The organism is Phenylobacterium sp., from assembly GCF_016793225.1.
Lineage (GTDB): Bacteria > Pseudomonadota > Alphaproteobacteria > Caulobacterales > Caulobacteraceae > Phenylobacterium.
This window is the reverse complement of the sequence record NZ_JAEUMN010000079.1, coordinates 62,110-82,729: the sequence shown is the minus strand read 5'-3', so window position 1 is coordinate 82,729 and position 20,620 is coordinate 62,110. Positions and strand designations below refer to the sequence as shown.

The following is a 20,620-nucleotide window of genomic DNA, read 5'->3' as shown; positions in this document are numbered from 1 at the left end:
GCCGCGGTCTCGTTCACGGCTGGAGCGCGGCGGCGGACCGCGGCGCGTGGGAAACGTCGAGCGGCGTAAGCTCGCGGGCCCAGGCCGCGAACTCGAGCCGGATCCCGTCGGGATCGTGGAAATAGATCGAGCGGATGAAGGTGGGGTCGTCGCCCACCAGGGGGGAGGGGTCGCGGTGCGAGACCACGTCGGTAACGTCCACTCCGGCCTCGACGAGGCGGTGGCGGAACACCTCCAGCTCCTCAGGCGCCACGTCCAGGGCGAGATGGTTCATCGAGCCGTGCGCCGAGGGGCCTCCGCCGCGCGGGGCCTGCACGATCCCCGGCTGCGCCTCGGGCGCGTCGGGAAACCAGAAGAACGCGATCGACGCGCCGCCGCCGGCGTCGAAGAAGAAGTGCTGGCCCTTGCCGTCGGGCAGTTCCAGGGTCTTCACGAGCGGCATCCCCAGCAGGTCGCGGTAGAACGCGACGGTCCGCGCCATGTCGCGCGCCACCAGGGCGATGTGGTTGACGCCCCGGAAGCTGAACCTCGGCGTGTCTCGACGGCTGTCCATCGTGAGCCTCGCGCTCTGGAGCCTGTGGCGGCCTGGGCCCTCATCCTATCAGGAAAGCGCCGCGAGGCCTGCCTTCGCAACCTCCATGTCCTGCTCGTAGTGGCCGCCGCTGACGCCGACGCCGCCCACGACCGCGCCGTCGATCTCGATGGGATAGCCGCCGCCGAACACGATCAGCCGCGGGGTCTTGATGATGCCGTGCAGCAGCGGCGGGTCGTTCTTGATGAACTCATGCCACCCGTGGGTGGGAATGCCGTAGGCCGCGGAGGTGTAGGCCTTGTCCGTCGCCAGCTCGACCGACAGCAGCGGCGCGCCGTCCATTCGCGAGAAGGCCTTGAGGACTCCGGATTCGTCGACCACGGCGATGACCATCGGCACGCCCATCTCCGCGGCCTTGGCTTCGGCGGCGCGCAGGACGTCCGCGGCCGCCTGCGACGTGATCGAGCCCTTGGTGAAGGTGCGCGCACCCATCGGCGTCATCTCTCCCGGACCGTCTTCTTTTCGGGCCCTTCGAGGGGCCTTGCTTCTAGGTTTACCGATGTGAGGCAGGGGCCGGCGCCCCAAAATGATTTGCGGCGAGCGTCAAAATAATTGGCCGTCACGCGAGCTCGCTGGCGGCGAGGCCGAGCTCCCATCGCAGCCAGGTGCGGAAGGCCTGCAGGCGCGGCGTGCTGGCCATCGCGGGCGAATAGACGAGCCAGTAGGCGATCCGGCTCGTCACCTCGATGTCGAAGGGCGCGACGAGGGCGCCGGACGTCAGGAAGTTGTCCACCAGCGGCCGGCGGCCGATCACCACGCCCATGCCCTGCAGGGCCGCCGTGGTCGCGAGCTGGATGGTGTCGAACCGCAGGCCGTGGTGCGGGTCGAGGCCCGGCATCTCCCAGCCAAGGGCGCGCGCGCGCTCGATCCACTCGGGCCACCCCTCGGGCGTGCGCGAGACGATGATCAGGGTGTGGTTGACCAGGTCGTCCGGCGTCCGCAGCGCCACGGGTCCGTCGCGCGTGGACGCGGTGCAGACCGGGAACATGACCTCGGGCACCAGCCGTTCGGCGGTGAGCCCCGGGAAGGCGCTCTTGTCCAGGCCGGCGCGGATGGCGATGTCGGCGCCCAGGCCGCGGAGGTCGACGACCTCCCCGAACCGCCCGCCGGTGTTGATCTCGAGCTCGATGTTGGGGTGGTCCTGGTGGAACTGGGCCAGCCGCGGCACCAGGAAGTTGGCGGCGAACGACGGCAGGCTGTTCACCACCAGCCGTTCGACGCACGACCGGCGCGCCAGCCGCTCGACGCCGGCGTGCAGGGTCTGGAAGGCCTCGGTCGCCGAGGCCAGGAACTCCGCGCCCGGACCGGTCAGCTGCAGGCCGCGGGCCCCGCGGACGAAAAGCTCGACGCCCAGGTGGTCCTCCAGCGTCCGGATCTGGTGGCTGACCGCCGCGGGCGTGACGTTCAGCTCGTCGGCGGCCTCGCGCACATTGCCCAGCCGGCCGACGGCCTCGAAGGCGCGGAGCGCGGTCAGGGGGGGCAGGCGCAAGGGGTCACCAAAGGGCTCGCCGGGGCCAGGAAGCCCGCGGGGGGGTCGGGCAGGGCGACAAAGCGGATTTGTCTAAACGCCAAAATTTTATGCCGTAGGGCGAAAATGCTTCGCAACCTAACATTCTCCCCAAGCAAGACAATGACCGGCGCTATGCCGGCGGGGAGGAGGGATATGTTCAAGAACCTGCTGATGGCGTCGGCCTGCCTGGGCGCGATCGCCGTGGGGGCCCCTGCGGGCGCCGCCGAAAACGACAACGCCATCGAGGAACTGGTGGTCACGGCCCGGATGCGCGCCGAGTCGCTGCAGGAGACGCCGGTGGCCGTCACCGCGGTCAGCGAGGCGCAGATCGAGAAGATGTTCGTGCAGGACCTCTCGGACTTCACCCGGGCGGCGCCGAACTTCACCATCGAGGGCGTGGGCGCGATCCACCGCAACGCCTCGGTCGCCTACTCGCGGGGCATCGGCTACCAGGGCGTGGACCAGGCGATCGACCCCAGCGTCGGCATCGCGGTCGACGGGGTCTTCTTCACCCGCAACATCGGCGCGCTGCAGAGCACCTTCGACATCCAGCAGATCGAACTGCTGCGGGGCCCGCAGGGCACGCTGTTCGGCAAGAACACCACGGGCGGCGTGATCAACATCACGACCAAGAAGCCGGGCGACGCCTACAGCTTCAGCGGCCTGCTGCGCGTGGGCAACTACGGGCGGGCCGACGCCTCGATGGCGGCGGACCTGCCGGTGAGCGATTCGCTGGCCTTCCGGCTGTCGGCCACCCGTCAGCACTCGTCGGGCTACATGCACAACCTCTACCGCACGCCCGCGGGCCTGCAGCCGGTCGAGGAGTGGCTGGCCGGCGACGACGTCCAGTCGATCCGCCTGGCCATGCGGTGGAACGCCACCGAGAAGCTCGAGGTGAACGCGAGCTACTCGTACGTGAAGGACCGCAGCGACTCGGTCGGCGGCGTGAACGGCTCGTTCCCCACCGACGCCCTGTCGCGGGCGGGGCGGCCCGGCTTCGGCTTCCCGGGCGGTCCGACCGATCCCTTCATCGCCATGCGGAACTTCCCCAGCGGCGACTTCCAGGACACCTACTTCGGCGCCCTCAACCTCGCCTACCAGGGCCAGGGTTACCGGATCGTCTCGGTCAGCGGGATCATCCGCAGCTCGAACTTCTCGTACAGCGACTTCGACGTCACCGACCTGGCGTTCTTCGAGACCACCGCCAGCAAGCGCCACAAGACGATGTCGCAGGAGCTGCGGATCGAGTCCGATCTGGAGGGCCCGTTCCAGTTCGTGACCGGCGTCTACGCCGGCCGCACCAAGTGGGACGCCGACCAGATCTTCTTCCTCGCGACCCAGACCTACGAGGCGTCGCGCCAGAAGGAGAAGACCGCCGCCGGCTTCGCGCAGGTGGACTTCGACGTCACCGAACAGCTCACGCTGACGGCGGGCGGCCGCTACTCCTGGCAGGAGAAGGACTTCGTGCGCCGGCTGCAGCGTCCGATCGCGACGTTCGCGGCCACGCCCGCTGTGGTCGCGTCCGAGGACTGGTCGCGGTTCACCTACCACCTCGGCGCCAACTACCAGATCAACGCCGACGCGATGGTCTATGCGAGCTACTCGACGGGCTTCAAGAGCGGCGGCTTCAACTCGCGCGCCGCCTCGGCGGCCACCATCGGGCCGTTCCGTCCCGAGAAGGCCAAGGCGTTCGAGATCGGCCTGAAATCCGACTGGCTGGAGAACCGGCTGCGGGTGAACGTGGCGGCGTTCTGGAACAAGTACAGCGACCTGCAGGTCTCGGTGTTCCGGCCGGCGACGGTGGGCACCGGCGAGGAGCAGGTGGTCGCCAACAACGCCAACGAGCGCGCCCGCGGCATCGAGTTCGAGGTCACGGCGCTGCCGATCGAGAACCTGACCGTGAGTGCGTCGGTCGGCTACCTTGACGCCGAGTACACCAGCTTCGTCGCCAACCTCTCGGGCGGCGCGGCCACGGCGGCCAACCCCTGCGGCGGCCTGCGCGACCGCTCGCTCAGCGGCCCCTGCAAGCTGGTGCCGACCCGCGTGCCGGAGGTCACCAGCCGCGTCAGCGTCTCGTACGACTTCGAACTGGCGGGCGGCGGGACCATCACCCCCGACGTGGCCTGGTCGCACGAGGGCTCGCACTTCACCGACACCCTGAACGTGCCGCAGGGCTTCCAGAAGGCCTACAACGTCTGGGACGCGAGCCTGACCTACGTCGAGCCCAAGGGCCGCTGGCGCGCGTCGCTCTGGGGCAAGAACCTGAACAATGTGGCGCACCGGCTCTCCGCCGTGCCCACCGCCGGCGTGCTGACCCAGCTCTACTTCGCCGAGCCCCGCACGTACGGGGTCGAGCTGCGGGTCAACCTCGGCGAATAGCTTCGGGGGACCGCCAGAAGGAGACGATGATGACTGAGCCCATGCGCTACAGCGGCGTGAACCACGTGGCCCTTGTCGCCCGCGACATGGCCGAGACGGTGGATTTCTACACCAACGTCCTGGAGATGCCGCTCGTGAAGACGATCGACCTGCCCAACGGGCGCGGTCAGCACTTCTTCTTCGACTGCGGCGGCGGCGGCTCGATCGCCTTCTTCTGGTTCCCCAATGCGCCGGAGGCGGCGCCCGGCGTCGCCTCGATGCATCCCGACTACCAGAAGGTGGGCTCGCAGACGGCGCACGCCTCGATGAACCACCTGGCGATCAACATCCCGCTGGAGAAGTTCGACGAGTACGCCGATCGCCTGCGCAAGAAGGGCGTGTCGCTGCGGGTGCTGAACCACGAGGACTCCGACCGGCACGGTTCGGACGAGGTCACCCCGCTCACGTGGATCCGGTCGATGTACTTCCGCGACCCGAACGGCATCCACATGGAGCTTGCGGCGCTGACCCGCGACTACCGGCCCAGCGACGTGGCCCACGATCCGGTCAACGCCAAGGGCGAGCGCGTGCCGCTGAACGCCCTGGGCAAGGTTCCGGCCTAAGACCCAGATGACCGCGCAGGCGCAGACCGAACCCTCGTCGTCGCCCGCGCCGGCCTCGGCAGAGTATCCGCCGGCGACCTACGCCTGGTTCGTCGTCGGCGCGCTGTCGCTGGTCAACATGATGTCCTACGTCGAGCGGCAGATCCTCACGCTGCTGTTCGCGCCCATCAAGCGGGACTTCAACCTGACGGACACGGAGGTGAGCCTGCTCGCGGGCGCCGCCTTCGTGATCTTCTTCGTCGTGTTCGGCCTCCTGTTCGGCCGCCTGGCCGACCGGGGAAACCGCAAGCGGATCATCATGCTGGGGGCCCTGTTCTGGGGCCTCGCCACCGCGGCGTGCGGCGCCGCGCAGAACTTCATCCAGCTGTTCGTCGCCCGGATCTCCGTGGGCATCGGCGAGGCGTCGCTGGGCCCCAGCGCGCTGTCGACCATCAGCGACTACTTCCCGCGTCACAAGCTGACGCGGGCGATCAGCTTCTACACGGGCGCGCAGTACGTCGGGGCCGGCCTGGCCCTGGTGATCGGCGGGCTCGCGATCCACCTGGTCGCCCAGCTGCCGCCCATCGCGCTGCCCGGCCTGGGCGTGCTGCGGCCCTGGCAGATGACCTTCGTGCTGGTGGGCCTGGGCGGGCTCCTGGTGCTGATCCCCATGGCCTTCGTGAAGGAGCCGGCGCGGCGGGGCGTCACCCGCGCGGCGACCTCCAGCGGGGCCGGGCGGGGCGAGATGCGCGCCTTCCTGGGCGCCAACCGGCGCATGATCTTCAGCCACTTCGCCGGCTTCTCGATGAGCTCGATGCTGGGGTTCGGCGTCGTCGCCTGGACCCCCACCTTCTTCATTCGCGTGCACGAGTGGGCGCCGCAGGACATCGGCTACGTCTACGGCGGGATCCTGGCGGTCATGGGCGGCGCCGGCGTGCTGGCGGGCGGCCGGGTCGCCGAGTGGATGGAAAGCCGGGGCGTCCGCGACGCCTACTTCCTGCTGCCGATGATCTCGGCCACCACCACCATGGTCCTCTTCATCAGCGCCATGTTCGCGCCGACAGCCGAGATCGCCCTCGGCCTCCTGGTGTGCTCGACGTTCTTCAGCAGCTTCCCCGTGTCGCTGATCATGACGGCGCTGCAGGCCGTGGCCCCGAACCAGCTGCGGGGCCAGCTGACCGCGCTGTTCTCGCTGGTCACCAACCTGCTGGGGGTCGCCACGGGCCCCACCGTGGTGGCGATGCTGACCGACTATCTCTACCGCGACGAGATGGCCGTGGGCTGGTCCCTCGCCACGGCCAGCGCCGTGATCACGCCGCTGGTCGTCGGCCTGCTCGCTGTCGGCCGCCCCGGCCTGCGCGACAGCCTCGAACGGTCCGCCCGGCAGCATGAGGCGCCGGCGGCATGAAACCCATTTTCCGAACGTCGTCAGGAGTTCGCTGATGCCCCGCGTAACGCCCCTTTCCCGCAGCAAGGCGCCCGAGGACGTCCTGGCCTTCTACGCCGAGGTCTTCGGCGCCCGCGATCCGGTGGAGGAGCCGGGCACGGCCACGGGGACCCCGGGCAACTGGTGGACCGCCTGGGCGCGGGTGCCGGGGATCCTGCGCGCGTTCCGGGCCTATCCGGCGGGCGACTGCCCGCTCGATCCCCAGCTGCGCGAGCTGGCCGTGCTGCGGACGGGCTACGCGCGCGGGAGCCACTTCGTCTTCTCCCAGCACTCGAAGTCGGCGCGCCGCGCGGGCGTGAGCGAGGAGAAGGTCCGCGCCGTGCCCTACTGGACGATCTCGGACGTCTTCAGCGACGCCGAGCGCGCGGTGCTGGCCTATGTGGACGGGATGATCCTCGAAGGCGGACGGGTGCACGACTGCGTGTTCGCGGCGCTGCGCAAGGCGCTGCCGGAAGACCACATCCTGATGCTGACCTACTTCGTGAACATGTATGCGCTGCACGCCACCAGCACGAAGGCGCTGCGCCTCGAGTACGACGACGTGCCCGAGCGCGTGGTCGAGATCCCTGCGCCCGAGCAGGGCGGGGTGCAGGACTGGCGCGATCCGGTCTGGGCCGAACGCGGCGGCGCGTGAGCTTTGGGAGGAACCCTGTGACGATCGGTGTGATCGCCCGCGTGAAGGTGGTGGCGGGCAAGGGCGCGGAGTTCGAGGCGGCGTTCGCCGAGCAGGCGAAGGGCGTGCGGGCGAACGAGCCGGCCAACCGGCTCTACCAGCTGGTGCGCTCGCGCCAGGATCCGGACAGCTACGTGGTGATGGAGCTCTACGACGACGACGCGGCCCTGGAGGCCCATCGCGCCGCGCCCCACATCGTGGCGAACCGCCCCCGCATGGCGCCGCTGATCGCCGAGCGGACCGTGGTCGAGGTCTATGACGCGGTCTGAGCCGCTGGACGCCGATCGCTTAGCCTTCTAACGAAAGCGGGATGTCGGCCGAGATCCTGGACGCTCTGAGGCGCGGCGGCTTCCTGGCCGACGGCGACGTCGCGCGCCTCGAGCCGCTGACGGGCGGCGTGTCCAGCGACGTGTTCCGGCTCGAGACGGCCCATGGCGTCTATGGCGTCAAGCGGGCCCTGCCCAAGCTGCGCGTGGCGGCCGACTGGCGCGCGCCCGTGGAGCGTTCGCATTACGAGGTGGAATGGCTTCGCGCGTCCGAGCCGTTCGCCGGGGGCGCGATCCCCAAGGTGATCTACGAGGATCGCGACGCGCACCTCTTCGTCATGACCTTCTTCGACCCCGCCGCGCACAGCGTCTGGAAGTCCGACCTGGCCGCGGGAGAGGTGGACGCCGACTTCGCCGCCCGCGTGGGCTCGCTGCTCGCGGCGCTGCATGCGGGCGCCGCGGGGGACCCGGCGCTGGCGGCCCGGTTCGACACCACGGCGCTCTTCGAGGAGCTGCGCCTGGCGCCGTTCTTCCGGCACGCGGCGCTGGCGCACCCGGACCTGGCGCGGCGTCTGGTCGACCTGGCGGACACGACGGCGGCGCGGCGCATCTCGCTGGTGCACGGCGACGCGAGCCCCAAGAACATCCTGCACGGACCGGCCGGCCCGGTGCTGCTGGACGCGGAGTGCGCGTGGTATGGCGATCCGGCCTTCGATCTCGCCTTCTGCACGGCCCATCTGCATCTGAAGACGGTGTGGAAGCCCGCACATGCGCCGGCCTACCTGGCGGCTCTGGCGCGCCTGCAGGCCGCCTACCTCGCCGGCGTGACCTGGGAGGCTCCCGCAGGCCTGGACGCCCGCGCGGCGAGGCTCGCGGCGGCGATCCTGCTGGCCCGCGTGGACGGCAAGTCCCCCGCCGAGTACCTCCAGGCCGACGCCGACAAGGCGTTCGTGCGCGGGACGGCCCGGCGGCTGATCGCGGCCGACGTGGATGGGCTCGACGGGCTGGCGGCGGAATGGGGCAGGGCGCTGGAGGCGCGATGAAGACGACGATCACGGCGGTGCGCGCCCGGCAGGTCTGGGATTCGCGCGGGCGGCCTACGGTGGAGGCCGAGGTGGCCCTGGCCGGCGGCGCGACCGGCCGCGCCTGTGCGCCCGCCGGGGCCTCGCGCGGCGCGCACGAGGCGCACGAACTGCGCGACGGGGGCGCCCGCTTCGGCGGCCTGGGCGTCGACCGCGCCGTCGCCGGCGTGAACGGCGAGATCGCCGCGGCGCTCGCGGGCGCGGACGCGGCCGACCAGGCGGCGCTCGACGCGCGGCTGGAGGCCCTGGACGGCACGCCGAACCTTGGCCGCCTGGGCGGCAACGCCACCGTCGCGGTCTCGCTGGCGGCGCTGCACGCCGCGGCCGCGGCCGAGGGCCTGCCGCTGTGGGCGCACCTGGCCCAGGGGCGGAAGGTCCGCGTGCCCCTGCCGGAGATCCAGATCTTCGGCGGCGGCGCCCACGCGGGCCGGCGCACCGACGTCCAGGACTTCATGGTGATGGTCCCGAAGGCCGACAGCGTGCGCGAGGCGCTGGAGGTGACCGCCGACGTGTTCCACGCCGCCGGCCGGCTGATGGCCGAGACGGGCCGCCTGGCAGGGGCCGCCGACGAGGGCGGCTGGTGGCCGGCCTTCGACTCCAACGAGGACGCGCTCCAGGCGCTGACGCAGTCCATCGAGCGTTCGGGCCACCGGCCGGGCGAGGACGTGTTCATCTCGCTGGACATCGCGGCCAACGAACTGGACGTGGGCGGCGGCCGCTACCGCCTGGGCCTGGAGACGCGCGAGCTGTCCACCGCCGAGATGGTCGAACAGGTGGCCGACTGGGTGCGGCGCTACCCCATCCTCTCCATCGAGGATCCGGTCTCGCAGGACGACCTCGACGGCTTCGGCCAGGCCACCCGCGCCTACGGCGATCGCGTCCAGCTCATCGGCGACGACATCCTGGTGACCAGCGCCGAGCGTGTGCGCCGGGCCGCGGCCGCCGGCGCGGGCAACGCGGTGCTGGTCAAGGTGAACCAGGCGGGGCTCGTCTCGCGGGCCAAGGCGGCGCTGGATGCGGCGCGGGCCCTGGGCTGGGGGGCCATCGTCTCGGCCCGCTCGGGCGAGACCGAGGACGTCAGCATCGCCCATCTCGCCACCGGCTGGGACGCCGGGCAGATCAAGGTCGGCAGCTTCGCGCGCTCGGAACGGATGGCGAAGTGGAACGAGCTGCTGCGGATCGAGGAGGCCATGGGCGCGGACGCCGTGTTCGCCGGCCCCTCCGCGTTCGCGCCCTCGGTGGCGGCGGGCCTCGCATGAAGGCGGTGCTCCACTACCGCGCCAGCCGCGGCTTCCGCGCCGCGCTCGCCGCGCAGGCGGCCGCGGCGGGCGTCGACGCCGTGGTCGTCGACGAGACGGATGACGCCGGCTTCGCGCGCGAGATCGCCGACGCGGACGTCCTTCTGCATGTGCTCAAGCCGGTGACCGCGCAGATGATCGCGGGCGCGCCGAAGCTGCGGCTGATCCAGAAGCTGGGCGTCGGCGTGAACACCATCGACCTGGAGGCGGCCAAGCACGCCGGCGTCGCGGTCTGCAACATGCCGGGCACGAACAGCCAGGCCGTGGCCGAGATGGCGCTGACCCTGATGCTCGCCGTCCTGCGCCGGATCTCCTACCTGGATCCGCTGACCCGGCGCGGGGATGGCTGGGCGCCCGATCCCGACCTGGTGGACGGCGCCGGCGAGATCGCCGGGCGGACGGTGGGGTTTGTCGGCTACGGCGCCTCGGCGTCACGGCTTGGGCCGGTGGTGGAAGCGCTGGGGGCCCGGGTGATCTACACCGCCCGCAGCGCCAAGCCCGAGGTCGCCGCGCCGTTCCGCACCCTGCCCGAACTGCTGGCCGAGGCGGACATCGTCTCGTTGCACCTGCCGCTCACCCCGGAGACCGAACACCTGATCGACGCCGAGGCGCTGGCCGCCATGCGACCCGGCGCGATCCTGGTGAACACCGCCCGCGGCGGGCTCGTCGACGAGCCGGCCCTGCTCGAAGCGCTGCAGTCGGGGCGGCTGCGGGGCGCCGGGCTCGACGTCTTCGCCCAGGAACCGGTGGATCCGACCAACCCGCTGCTGGCCCTGCCCAACGTCGTCGTGGCCCCGCACATGGCCTGGCTGACACCCGAGACGCTTGACCGCAGCCTGACGGTCGCGTTCGACAACTGCGCGCGGCTGGGCTCGGGCCGGCCGCTGGTCCACCAGGTGGTCTGATGCCGCGTCCTGCCGTCGTCTTCGCCTCTGGGCAGCTGCTCACCGCCGAATGCTGGGCCCCGCAGATCGCGGGCTTGTCACGGGACTACGACCTTCGCCTGTCCGACCACACGCGGGACGAGACCATCGGCGGCATGGCCGATCGGCTGCTCGCCGAGGCGCCCGAACGCTTCCACCTGGTCGCCCACGCCATGGGCGGCTTCACGGCCTTCGAGGTCGCCCGCCGCGCGCCCGAGCGGCTCGCGAGCCTGGTCCTGATCGCCACCCTCGCGCCCAACGACGGACCGGCCCAGACGGAGCGGCGGCAGGGCTACATCCGGCTGGTGGAGGCGGGCCGCTTCGCCGAGGTCGTCGAGGAGCGCATTCCGATCCTCGTCCACCCGGCCCGGCGGGAGGACGCGCCGCTGCTCGAGGTCGTGCGGCGCATGGCGGCGGACACCGGCGCCGAGACCTTCCTGCGCCAGCAGAGGGCGATCATGGCGCGCGCCGACAGCCGGCCTGGACTGCCGGCGATCACCACGCCCACCCTGGTGGTCAGGGGCTCCCAGGACGGGATCACCACGCAGGCGCACTTCGAGGAGATCGTCGGCGGCGTTCCCGGCGCCCGGGGCGTGACGATCGACGACTGCGGCCACCTGCCGACGCTGGAGCGGCCCCACGCCACGAATCGCCTGCTGGCCGACTGGCTGGCCGGACAGGCCTCAGTCTGAGCCGGTCAGCTCCCGGCGCACGATCGCCGCGCCGTCGGCCATGGCCTTCAGCTTGCCGAAGGCGGTCTCGCGGCTGATGTACTTCATGCCGCAGTCCGGGGCGATCAGCAGGCGCTCGGCGTCGATGTAGGGCAGGGCCTGGCGGATGCGGTCCGCCACCACCTCGGGCGTCTCCACGTCGGGATCGTTCAGGTCGATCACGCCGTACATGATGTGCTTGGTCGGCAGCTCCCGCAGGATCGACGGGTCGAGTCTGGGCTGGGCCGCCTCGATCGAGATGATGTCGATGTGGGAGTCCTCGAGTTCCTCCAGGAACGCGTAGCCGCCCGGCTTGCTGGCCCCCTGGTGGACGTGGGCGTAGCCGAAGCAGATGTGCAGGGCGGTGACGCCGCCGACACCCTTCACGGCCCGGTTGATGGCCTCGATGGCGAAGCTGCGCGCCTCGTCCGCCTTGGCCTGCAGGTAGGGCTCGTCCAGCTGCACGATGTCGACGCCCGCGGCGAACAGGTCCCGCGCCTCGGCGTTGACGGCGTCGGCGTAGTCCAGCGCCAGGGCGGCCATGTCGGGATAGTGGTCGTTCTGCGCCTGCTGGGTCATGGTGAAGGGGCCCGGGATGGTGATCTTCACCGGGCATCCCGCGCGCGCCTTCAGAAAGGCGGCGTCCTGCGACTCGATGGGCGAGGTGCGGCGGATCGGCCCCGCGACCCGGGGCACCGGGTTCATCTTGCCCGTCCGGTCCATCGCCTGCCCCGGCGGATCCGTCTCGATGCCCGCGAGCGAGGTCGCCAACCGATTTGAGTAACTTTCCCGGCGCATCTCGCCGTCGCCGACGATGTGGATCCCCGCCAGCTTCTGGTCGCTGACCGCCACCAGCGTCGCCGCCTCCTGGGCGTCGGCCAGTTGCTGCGGGTCCTTGATGCGCCACAGCTCCTGCGCGCGCACGCGCGGCGGCAACCGGGACTTCAATCCCTCCCGGTCGATGAGCCAGTCCGGCTGCGGGTAGCTGCCGACGATCGTGGTGGGCAGGAGCGGCAGGCCGGGCAGCACCATCGGACGTTCCAAATCATTAGTATTCTAATGTATCGGTAGGGTCGGTGGATGGGCCTGTCAACGCGGGGTGGTGGGTGGCCGGATTGCAGTGCGGCGCGGACGGTGGAAGGCTCGGGCCCATGACGGATATCCAAGTCTACGCCGATCCCGGCAACAGCATCGGCTACCTGACCCGCATCGCCTTCCGCTCGTTCTCGCGGGCGCTCGAGATGCGCACCGCGCCGCACGGCGTCTCGAGCGGGCAGTGGCGGTTCCTGCGCGTGCTCTGGAGAGAGGACGGGATCACCCAGCGCGAGCTGAGCCGGCGGGTAGGGATGCGCGAGCCCACGACCGTCATCGCCCTCAAGAGCCTCGAACGCAGCGGCTTCGTCGTCCGCCGCAAGAGCGACGAGGATCGGCGCAAGGTGCACGTGTTCCTGACGCCGCAGGCCAGGGCGCTGCAGCCCCTGCTGCTGCCGGCCGTCGCCGAGGTGAACGCCATCGCCCTGAAGGGGCTGTCCGAGCGGGACGTGGCCGTCCTGAAGAAGGCCCTGAGCCAGGTCGCCCGCAACCTCGCCGAGGACGTGGGCGAGGACGCCAACTCCGATTCCTCCGTCTGAAGGACCGAAACCAGAATGGCCGTCAAGCTCCTCGCCTTCTCCGGCAGCACGCGCGCCGGATCGCTGAACCAGGCGCTCCTGGACCTGGCCGTGGCCGAGGCGCGGGACCGCGGCGCCGAGGTGACGTCCATCCACCTGAAGGACTTCGACCTGCCGCTCTACGACGCCGACCTGGAGCGGACGGCCTATCCGCAGGGGGCGCGGGACCTGCGGGCGCTTTTTCTCACGCACCACGGCTTCCTGATCGCCTCGCCCGAGTACAACGGCTCGATCAGCGGCGTCCTGAAGAACGCCATCGACTGGGCCTCGCGGCCCTTCGAGGACCAGCCGGCGACCATCATCGCGGGCTTCCGCGGCAAGGTGGCCGGGATCATGGGCGCGTCCATCAGCCCCTTCGGCGGCCTGCGCGGCGTGACCCACCTGCGCCAGATCCTGGGCACCATCCAGACCGTCGTGGCGACCGAACAGGTGCTGATCCCGGCCGCCGCCACGGCGTTCGACGAGAACGGCAAGCTGAAGGAGGCGCTGCCGGCGCAGCTGCTCGGCGTGATGGCCGCCCGGGTGATCGAGCTGGCCGAGAAGCTGTCGCCGCCTACCGCTTGAGGTTCGGATCGAACGGGAGCTGGTAGCCGGTCAGGCGTTCGCGCAGCTTCTTCTTGTCGATCTTGCCGGTGGCGCCGATGGGGATCTCGTCGACGAAGATCACGTCGTCCGGCATCCACCAGCGGGCGATCTTGCCGTCCAGGAAGTCCAGGAACTCCTGCTTCTCGGCGGCGGCTCCCGGTTCCAGCTGGACCAGCAGCACCGGCCGCTCGTCCCATTTCGGGTGCACGACGCCCAGCACGGCGCAGAGCGCCGCCTTGGGGTGACCGACGGCGATGTTCTCCACGTCGATGGAGGAGATCCACTCGCCGCCCGACTTGATGACGTCCTTGGCCCGGTCGGTGATCTGCATGTCGCCGTGCTCGTCGATGGCGGCGACGTCGCCGGTGTCGAAGAAGCCCTCGTCGTCCACCGCCGAGTTGTGCGGGCTGCCGTAGTAGCCGCTGGCCACCGTCGGGCCCTTGATCATCAGCCGGCCGAAGGTCTTGCCGTCGTGCGGCAGCCGCCGGCCCTCGTCGTCCACCAGCTTCAGGTCGAGATTGCCCACGAGGCGGCCCTGCTTGAGCTTGCCGGGCAGGGCCTCCTCGAAGCTGAGGCCCGGCCGCTTCGGGATCGAGATGGTCGCCAGCGGCGAGGTCTCGGTCATCCCCCAGCCCTGGATCACGTCGACGCCGTAGTCGTCGTGCAGGGTGCGGATGATCGACTCGGGGCAGGCCGAGCCGCCGACCGTCGCCCGCTGAAGGGTCGTGAGCCTGCCGTTCGTCTCCTTCAGGTGGGCCAGCAGCATCTGCCAGAGCGTCGGCACGCCGGCGGAATAGGTGACGCCCTCGGTCTCCATCAGTTCGTGCAGCGAGGCGCCGTCCAGCTTCTGGCCCGGCAGCACCAGCTTCGCCCCCACCAGCGGGGCCGAGTACATCACGCCCCAGGCGTTGGCGTGGTACATGGGCACGCTGAGCAGCACCGTGTCGCGCGCCGAGAGGTTCAGCGCGTCGGGCTGCAGCGTCATCATCGCGTGGATGTAGTTCGACCGGTGGCCGTAGAGCACGCCCTTCGGATTGCCGGTCGTGCCCGAGGTGTAGCAGAGGCCTGCCGCGGAGGACTCGTCGAAGCCGCCCCACGGCGTGTCCTGCGGGCGGTCGGCCAGCCAGGGCTCGTAGGCGTCCGCCGGGAAGGACGTGGCGGGCGCCTCGGCGCTCAGGAAGATCACCCGGCGGATTGTCGGACACTGCGGCAGGATCTCCTCCAGCAGCGCGGCGCAGGCGGGGTCGGCGAACAGCACCGTGTCGCCGGCGTGGTTGGCGATGTAGACGAGCTGCTCCGGGAAGAGCCGCGGGTTCAGGGTGTGCAGCACCGCGCCGACGCCGATCGTCCCGTACCAGGTCTCCAGGTGGCGATCGCTGTTCCAGCCCAGGGTGGCGATGCGGTCGCCGGGACGGACGCCCATCTCCAGCAGGCCGTGCGACACCTGCTTGGCCCGCTGCTTCAGGCGCGCGTAGTCCGAGCGCACCAGCGGGCCCTCGACCGACCGGGTGACGATCTCGCGCTCCCCGTGCCAGCGGGCGGCGTGGTCGAGGATCTTGTCCAGGGTCAGGGACCAGTCCTGCATCAGGGCCCGCATGTGTCGTGCTTCCTCCGGTTCGCTGTGGCGCGCCGCGCGCTTCGCCGATAATGGTTAGATAGCGAAGTATCGAGCGGGGCGTGAAGGTCTCGCCGGATCATAGGGGGCGAGGCGTGATCGACGACAGTGACCTTCTGGCGGGGCTGGACCGCGAGTTCCTGGGGTTCGTCTCGCCGACCTCGCCGCGGATCATGGCGGGCGGCCACCCCTGCCAGGGCATCTACACGGCCCCGAAGGGCAAGCGCCCGAAGGTCGCCTTCATCGCCACCCACTACAACGTCGACTTCTCCGAGCACTACATCGCCCCGTACCTGGCCTCGCGGGGCTACGGGTTCCTGGGCTGGAACACCCGCTACCGCGGCGCCGAGGACCAGTTCCTGCTGGAGCATGCGGTCATCGACATCGGCGTGGGCGTGCGGTGGCTGAAGGAGAAGGCCGGCGTCGAGTGCGTGGTGATCCTGGGCAACTCGGGCGGGGGCTCGCTGATGGGGGCCTATCAGGCCGAGGCCATCGCGCCGACCCTGGGCGATCTCCTCAGCGGCCCCGGCCTCGAGGCGCTGAACACCCTGCCCAAGGCCGATCTCTACATCTCGCTGAACGCCCACCAGGGGCGCCCGGAGGTGCTCACCGACTGGATGGACGCCTCGGTGGTCGACGAGAACGACCCGGTGGCCACCGACGAGAGCCTGAACCCGTTCAACCCCGAGAACGGTCCGCCGTACTCGCCGGAGTTCATCACCCGCTACCGCGCCGCCCAGCGCGCCCGCAACCAGCGCATCACCGACTGGGCCAAGGCCGAGCTGGCCAGGCTGAACGCGGCCGGCGTCCCCGACCGGCTGTTCCCGCTGTTCCGCTGCTGGGGCGACCTGCGGATGATGGACGGCAGCATCGACCCGTCCGAGCGGCAGACGCCCATGTGCTACCGAGGCCACCCCGCCGTGGCGAACCGCTCCCCCAGCATCGGCCGCGCCAACAACCTGAAGACCTGGCTGTCGATGTGGAGCCTGGAGACGTCGAAGTGCCAGGGCGCCGAGCAGCTGGCGAAGTTCGACACGCCCAGCCTGGTCGTCCAGGGCCTCGCCGACACGGGGGTCTTCCCCAGCGACGCCCACAAGATCTTCGACAACATCGGGTGCGCCGACAAGGAGCTGCAGCTCATCAAGGGCCAGCACTACTTCGAGGACAGCCGCCAGGTCCGCGACGACATGGCCGACCTCCTGTGCGCGTGGGTCGCGAAGAAGGCCGGATGAGCGAGCTCGCCTTCCCGGGCCTGGTCAGCACGCCCCTGTGCATCGCCGACTTCGAGGTCGAGGGCGGCATCATGGCGCTGGGCCAGACGCCGTTCAGCGCCCGCAGGGTCGGCTACATCACCGGAGGCCGGTTCCGCGGCGCGCGTCTTGACGGCGAGATCCTGCCGGGCGGCGGCAACTGGTCCCACGGCGGTCAGATGGAGCCCGGCGTTCAGGTCGCCGCCTTCGACGCGCGCTCGATGTGGCGGACGCACGACGGGGCGCTGATCCACCTTACGTACGCGGGCCGCAGCGTCGTGCCGGACGCCGTGGCGGCGGCGTTCCGCGATCCGGCCGCCCCCGAGGTGGACCCCAGCGCCTACTCGATCCGCATCGCCCCGGTCTTCGAGACGGCCGACCCGCGCTACGCCTGGCTGAACGGGGTGCTGGCGGTCGGTTGCGGCGTGCGCATGGACTGGGGCGTCCGGCACTTCATGTACGCGATCGGCTGACGGCGGCCCGGCTCGTCCCGGCGACCGGCTGGGGGCGGGCAGGCTACTCCGCGGCGGCCGCCGCCGAGGCGCTTCGGGCGGTGAAGCCGCGCCAGTCGGACGTCCTGGGCACGACGCCCTCGAACGAGGCCAGATCGACCTGGCGCGAGGCCGAGCGGGTCCCGAGGGCCGGCTCGCCGGCGGCCACGGCCTTGGCGGCCGCCACCATCTGGCGGCGGAACTGGACGATGGCCGCGTCGCTGGCGCCCAGGTGATCTTCGCTGCGGTCGGCGATCGGGCCCATGCTCTCCCACATGGCCATGTCCTGGAACGGGATGCCCTCGATGCCGGTGAAGTCGCCGGCCTTCATCTTCGCGCGGTCCTGCAGGTAGTCGTTGGCCAGGTTGCGGCGCTTGCGGAAGTCGCTGTCGAGGTCCTTACCCACCTCGGCGGCGCAGAAGCGCCGCCAGGCGTCCTGCCCGATCCCCTTCGTCTCGTGCCAGGCGATCCAGTAGAACATGCAGTTCACGTCATCGATCGGCACCAGCATCTGCGCCAGCTTGTACTGGTCGTTCGGCGGGATCAGCACCGTGAAGGGCGCGATGAAGACGGTGGTGCGGACGTAGACGTGGGTCTCGGGGTCGCGCAGCGGCCTGCGCAGGGCGGCGTAGTGGAAGCCGTAGTCGGTGGCCTCCACCTCCAGCCGCGGGGCCTTGTCGTTCGAGGGACGCAGCCAGGCGGTGTCGGTCGCGGTCGAGCCCTCCACCTGGGCCGTCGGCATGTTCGTGGAGTGCAGGCTGGACGAGTGGGCGCTGTCGATCGAGCCCTCCAGCACCTGGGCCCAGTTGCACTCGGCGTGGATCTTCACGATCGAGATCCGGGTGTCCGGCGTCGGCGCCCAGGCGGGCGTCTCGAAGGGCCGGACGGCGTCGGGCTCGCCCAGCCAGACCCAGACGAAGCCCCCGGCTTCGCGCGCGGGGTAGGCGCGGGCCTTCAGGTTGTACATGCGGCTGTCCGGAGGTTCCGAAGCCATCTCCTGGATGGTCCCGTCCACGCCAAACTTCCAGCCGTGGTAGAGGCAGCGCAGGCCGCAGTCCTCGTTGCGGCCGTAGACCAGCGAGGCCCCCCGGTGCGGGCAGCGCTCGTTCAGCACGCCGATCCGGCCCTCCGAGTCGCGGAACACCACGAGGTCGACGCCCAGCAGGCGGCTGCGGACCGGCGCGCCGTCGGGCTCGGCGACCTCCTCGATCGTGCAGGCCGGCAGCCAGTGCTGGCGCATGAGCCGGCCCATCGGCGCCTCGCCCTCGACACGGCAGAGAAGTTCGTTGTCGGCGGGTCTCATCGTCGCGCCCGGTTGAGATAAACTTAGATATCGAAGTATCGTGCTCCGGCGTCGCGGTGTCCAGTCGGCGGGGAGGCGGGAGTTCATGTCAGGTCGCGTGCTGCGCATCGGCGTGGCCGGACTCAGCCGGGGGTTCGACCTGACGCGCCCGACCTTGCAGGCCGACGCGCGGGTGGCCGTCGTGGCGGCGGCCGATCCGCGGCCCGAGGCGCGCGCCGCCTTCCAGGCCGAGTTCGGCGCGCCGGCCTATCCGACCGCCGAGGCGATGTTTGAAGATCCCGACGTCGAGGTGGTCTACATCGCCACGCCCCACGAGACCCACGCCGACCTCGCCGTCGCCGCCGCCCGTCAGGGCAAGCACATCCTGGTCGAGAAGCCCATGGCCCTGAGCCTTGCCGACTGCGCGCGGATGCGGTCCGCCGCCGACGCTGCGGGCGTGAGCCTGGTCGTCGGCCCCAGCCACGGCTTCGACGCGCCCGTCGCCTGGGCCGGCGACTTCATCGCCTCGGGCGTCGTCGGCGCGCCGCGCATGGTGACGTCGGTCACCTTCACGGACTTCATCTATCGCCCGCGGCGCCCCGCGGAACTCGACACCCGCCAGGGCGGCGGCGTGGTGTTCAGCCAGGCGGCGCATCAGGTGGACGTGGCGCGCCGGCTGGTCGGCGACCGGGTCGTCGCCGTGCGGGCCACGACCGGCATCTGGGACCCGGCGCGGCCGACCGAAGGCGCGTACCAGGCCTTCCTGACGTTCGCGGGCGGGGCGTCGGCCGCGCTCACCTACTCGGGCTACGGCCGCTACGACAGCAACGCCCTGATGGGCGGGATCGGCGAGACCGGCGAGGCGGTCGACGTCGACGCCTACGCCGCCGCGCGAAGCCGGCTTGGGGCCGCGCCGGAGGCCGAGCTGAAGTCCTCCCGGGCCTATGGGGCGGCCGCGTCCGCGAAGGGTGCGCCGGCGGGGCATGAACACTTCGGCTTCGTGCTGGCCTCCTGCGAGCGGGCCGACGTGCGTCCGACGGCGAGGGGCGTGGAGATCTACAGCGAGACCTCTCGGCGGACGGTGGATCTCCCGCTGGGCCCGGCTGGACGCAAGCGGGTGATCGACGAGCTCTGGACGGCTGTGGTGAAGCAGGCGCCTGTCATCCACGACGGGCTGTGGGGCGCCGAGAACCTCGCCGTCTGCCTGGCGATCCTGCGCGCGTCGGCCGAGGGTCGGGAAGTCGAAGTGGACGCGTTGGAGAGCGGAGAATGAGCAGGCTGCGGCTTACCCTGGCGTGCTGGGACTACGACCGCACCCGCGCGCTCGCCGACGGGCGCGTCCGACCCGAGGGCATCGACCTGAACTTCCTGCCCCTGGAGGTCGAGGAGACCTTCTTCCGGATGCTGCGGAACCGCGAGTTCGACGTCGCGGAGATGTCGCTGTCGTCCTACTGCGTCTCGCTGATGCGCGAGGATCCGGCCTTCATCGCGATCCCCGTCTTCCCGTCGCGCTTCTTCCGCCACTCGTGCGTCTTCGTGTCGGCCCGCAGCGGCATCGAGCGGCCGCAGGACCTGGTCGGCCGCCGGGTCGGCGTGCCCGAGTACCAGATGACCGCGCCGGTCTGGATCCGCGGCATCCTGTCGGACGAGTACGGCGTCGACCCTGCCTCGGTGGAGTACTTAACCGGCGGCGAGGAGGAGCCCGGCCGCGACGAGAAGCTGAAGCTGAGCCTGCCCGAGCGGTTCCGGGTCACGCCCATCGGGCCCGGGAAGACCCTGTCGGCCATGCTGGCGGACGGCGAGATCGACGCCCTGCACACGGCGCGCACGCCCTCGACGTTCTACAGCCGACCGGACGACGTGCGCCGGCTGTTCCCGGACTTCGTGGCGGTGGAGAAGGACTACTACCGGCGGACGGGCCTGTTCCCGATCATGCACGTCATCGCCATCCGCCGGTCCGTCTACGAGGCGAACCGCTGGATCGCCCAGTCGCTGTTCAAGGCCTTCTGCGAGGCCCAGGCCGTCACCTACGCCGCCCTGTCGGTCACGTCGGCGATGACCTCGATGCTGCCCTGGCAGGTGGCCGCCGTGGAGGACGCGCGCGCTCTGCTCGGCGACGACTGGTGGCCCTACGGCTTCCACCGCAACCGGCCGGTCCTCGACACCTTCCTGCGCTACCACCACGAACAGGGGCTGTCGGCGCGCCGCCTTGCGCCTGAGGACCTGTTCGCCCCGGAGACGTTCGAGGCGTTCAAGATCTGAGCGG

21 protein-coding genes are annotated in these 20,620 nt (G+C 70.8%); 15 read left to right on the top strand and 6 right to left on the bottom strand.

Translation table 11 applies throughout. The features are described 5' to 3' along the window. Positions 1–13: 13 nt before the first annotated feature. From JNK30_RS09390 to JNK30_RS09380, 3 genes are all read right to left on the bottom strand, one after another. Entirely contained in the window at positions 14–553 is a 540-nt protein-coding gene (locus tag JNK30_RS09390) for a VOC family protein (RefSeq protein WP_293481930.1), read from the bottom strand. 48 nt (positions 554–601) lie between these two features. Next, positions 602–1,033, bottom strand: coding sequence for a heme-binding protein (locus JNK30_RS09385; protein ID WP_293481929.1), 432 nt, complete (start codon positions 1,031–1,033; stop codon positions 602–604). Between the two features lie 118 nt (positions 1,034–1,151). Beyond that, a complete protein-coding gene (locus JNK30_RS09380) occupies positions 1,152–2,081 on the bottom strand; it encodes a LysR substrate-binding domain-containing protein (protein ID WP_293481928.1) in 930 nt (309 codons plus the stop codon). A gap of 174 nt (positions 2,082–2,255) precedes the next feature. Between JNK30_RS09380 and JNK30_RS09375 the strand changes: the two genes are divergently transcribed. From JNK30_RS09375 to JNK30_RS09335, 9 genes are read left to right on the top strand one after another with little or no spacing between them, the layout of a single operon-like run. Next, positions 2,256–4,481, top strand: coding sequence for a TonB-dependent receptor (locus JNK30_RS09375; protein WP_293481927.1), 2,226 nt, complete (start codon positions 2,256–2,258; stop codon positions 4,479–4,481). A 26-nt stretch (positions 4,482–4,507) separates the two neighbouring features. After that, entirely contained in the window at positions 4,508–5,083 is a 576-nt protein-coding gene (locus JNK30_RS09370) for a VOC family protein (protein WP_293481926.1), read from the top strand. A 7-nt stretch (positions 5,084–5,090) separates the two neighbouring features. Beyond that, complete coding sequence (locus JNK30_RS09365) at positions 5,091–6,470, top strand: MFS transporter (protein WP_293481925.1); 1,380 nt, start codon at positions 5,091–5,093, stop codon at positions 6,468–6,470. 34 nt (positions 6,471–6,504) lie between these two features. Next, entirely contained in the window at positions 6,505–7,143 is a 639-nt protein-coding gene (locus JNK30_RS09360; protein ID WP_293481924.1) for a carboxymuconolactone decarboxylase family protein, read from the top strand. 17 nt (positions 7,144–7,160) lie between these two features. Next, positions 7,161–7,451: a putative quinol monooxygenase gene (locus JNK30_RS09355; protein WP_293481923.1), complete on the top strand. Its 291-nt coding sequence runs from the start codon at positions 7,161–7,163 to the stop codon at positions 7,449–7,451. A 41-nt stretch (positions 7,452–7,492) separates the two neighbouring features. Further along, positions 7,493–8,491, top strand: a complete 999-nt coding sequence (locus JNK30_RS09350; protein WP_293481921.1) for an aminoglycoside phosphotransferase family protein — start codon at positions 7,493–7,495, stop codon at positions 8,489–8,491. Beyond that, positions 8,488–9,789 (top strand): phosphopyruvate hydratase, encoded by a 1,302-nt coding sequence (eno, locus tag JNK30_RS09345; protein WP_293481919.1) that lies wholly within the window; start codon positions 8,488–8,490, stop codon positions 9,787–9,789. Before JNK30_RS09350 ends, eno begins: the two co-directional genes overlap by 4 nt. Continuing rightward, on the top strand, positions 9,786–10,733 hold the full coding sequence (locus tag JNK30_RS09340) for a 2-hydroxyacid dehydrogenase (protein WP_293481917.1): 948 nt from the start codon (positions 9,786–9,788) through the stop codon (positions 10,731–10,733). The genes eno and JNK30_RS09340 overlap by 4 nt, the downstream gene beginning before the upstream one ends. Then, positions 10,733–11,443: an alpha/beta fold hydrolase gene (locus tag JNK30_RS09335; RefSeq protein ID WP_293481915.1), complete on the top strand. Its 711-nt coding sequence runs from the start codon at positions 10,733–10,735 to the stop codon at positions 11,441–11,443. Before JNK30_RS09340 ends, JNK30_RS09335 begins: the two co-directional genes overlap by 1 nt. On the opposite strand, the gene JNK30_RS09330 is transcribed toward JNK30_RS09335, so the two are convergent. Beyond that, on the bottom strand, positions 11,435–12,505 hold the full coding sequence (locus JNK30_RS09330; RefSeq protein ID WP_293481913.1) for a hypothetical protein: 1,071 nt from the start codon (positions 12,503–12,505) through the stop codon (positions 11,435–11,437). The genes JNK30_RS09335 and JNK30_RS09330 overlap by 9 nt on opposite strands. Positions 12,506–12,612: 107 nt before the next feature. On the opposite strand from JNK30_RS09330, the gene JNK30_RS09325 reads away from it, so the two are divergent. Beyond that, complete coding sequence (locus tag JNK30_RS09325; protein WP_293481911.1) at positions 12,613–13,092, top strand: MarR family winged helix-turn-helix transcriptional regulator; 480 nt, start codon at positions 12,613–12,615, stop codon at positions 13,090–13,092. Positions 13,093–13,107: 15 nt separating this feature from the next. Next, complete coding sequence (locus JNK30_RS09320) at positions 13,108–13,695, top strand: NADPH-dependent FMN reductase (protein WP_293481910.1); 588 nt, start codon at positions 13,108–13,110, stop codon at positions 13,693–13,695. Here JNK30_RS09320 and JNK30_RS09315 read toward each other — a convergent pair. Further along, on the bottom strand, positions 13,685–15,313 hold the full coding sequence (locus tag JNK30_RS09315) for a long-chain-fatty-acid--CoA ligase (RefSeq protein WP_293481908.1): 1,629 nt from the start codon (positions 15,311–15,313) through the stop codon (positions 13,685–13,687). The genes JNK30_RS09320 and JNK30_RS09315 overlap by 11 nt on opposite strands. A gap of 113 nt (positions 15,314–15,426) precedes the next feature. Here JNK30_RS09315 and JNK30_RS09310 point away from each other — a divergent pair, with 113 nt between their 5' ends. After that, positions 15,427–16,563 carry a hypothetical protein gene (locus JNK30_RS09310; RefSeq protein WP_293481906.1) on the top strand — a complete coding sequence of 379 codons (1,137 nt, stop codon included), beginning with the start codon at positions 15,427–15,429 and terminating at the stop codon, positions 16,561–16,563. After that, the gene (locus JNK30_RS09305) at positions 16,560–17,054 is read left to right on the top strand and encodes a DUF3237 domain-containing protein (protein WP_293481904.1); all 495 of its coding nucleotides are present in this window, start codon (positions 16,560–16,562) and stop codon (positions 17,052–17,054) included. Before JNK30_RS09310 ends, JNK30_RS09305 begins: the two co-directional genes overlap by 4 nt. Before the next feature lie 43 nt (positions 17,055–17,097). Here the strand turns inward: JNK30_RS09305 and JNK30_RS09300 are convergent, their stop codons facing one another. After that, positions 17,098–18,375 (bottom strand): Rieske 2Fe-2S domain-containing protein, encoded by a 1,278-nt coding sequence (locus tag JNK30_RS09300; protein WP_293481902.1) that lies wholly within the window; start codon positions 18,373–18,375, stop codon positions 17,098–17,100. Between the two features lie 85 nt (positions 18,376–18,460). On the opposite strand from JNK30_RS09300, the gene JNK30_RS09295 reads away from it, so the two are divergent. Both JNK30_RS09295 and JNK30_RS09290 read left to right on the top strand, forming a co-directional pair. Further along, positions 18,461–19,627, top strand: coding sequence for a Gfo/Idh/MocA family oxidoreductase (locus tag JNK30_RS09295; RefSeq protein WP_293481900.1), 1,167 nt, complete (start codon positions 18,461–18,463; stop codon positions 19,625–19,627). Continuing rightward, entirely contained in the window at positions 19,624–20,616 is a 993-nt protein-coding gene (locus tag JNK30_RS09290; protein WP_293481898.1) for an ABC transporter substrate-binding protein, read from the top strand. Before JNK30_RS09295 ends, JNK30_RS09290 begins: the two co-directional genes overlap by 4 nt. Positions 20,617–20,620 lie beyond the last annotated feature (4 nt).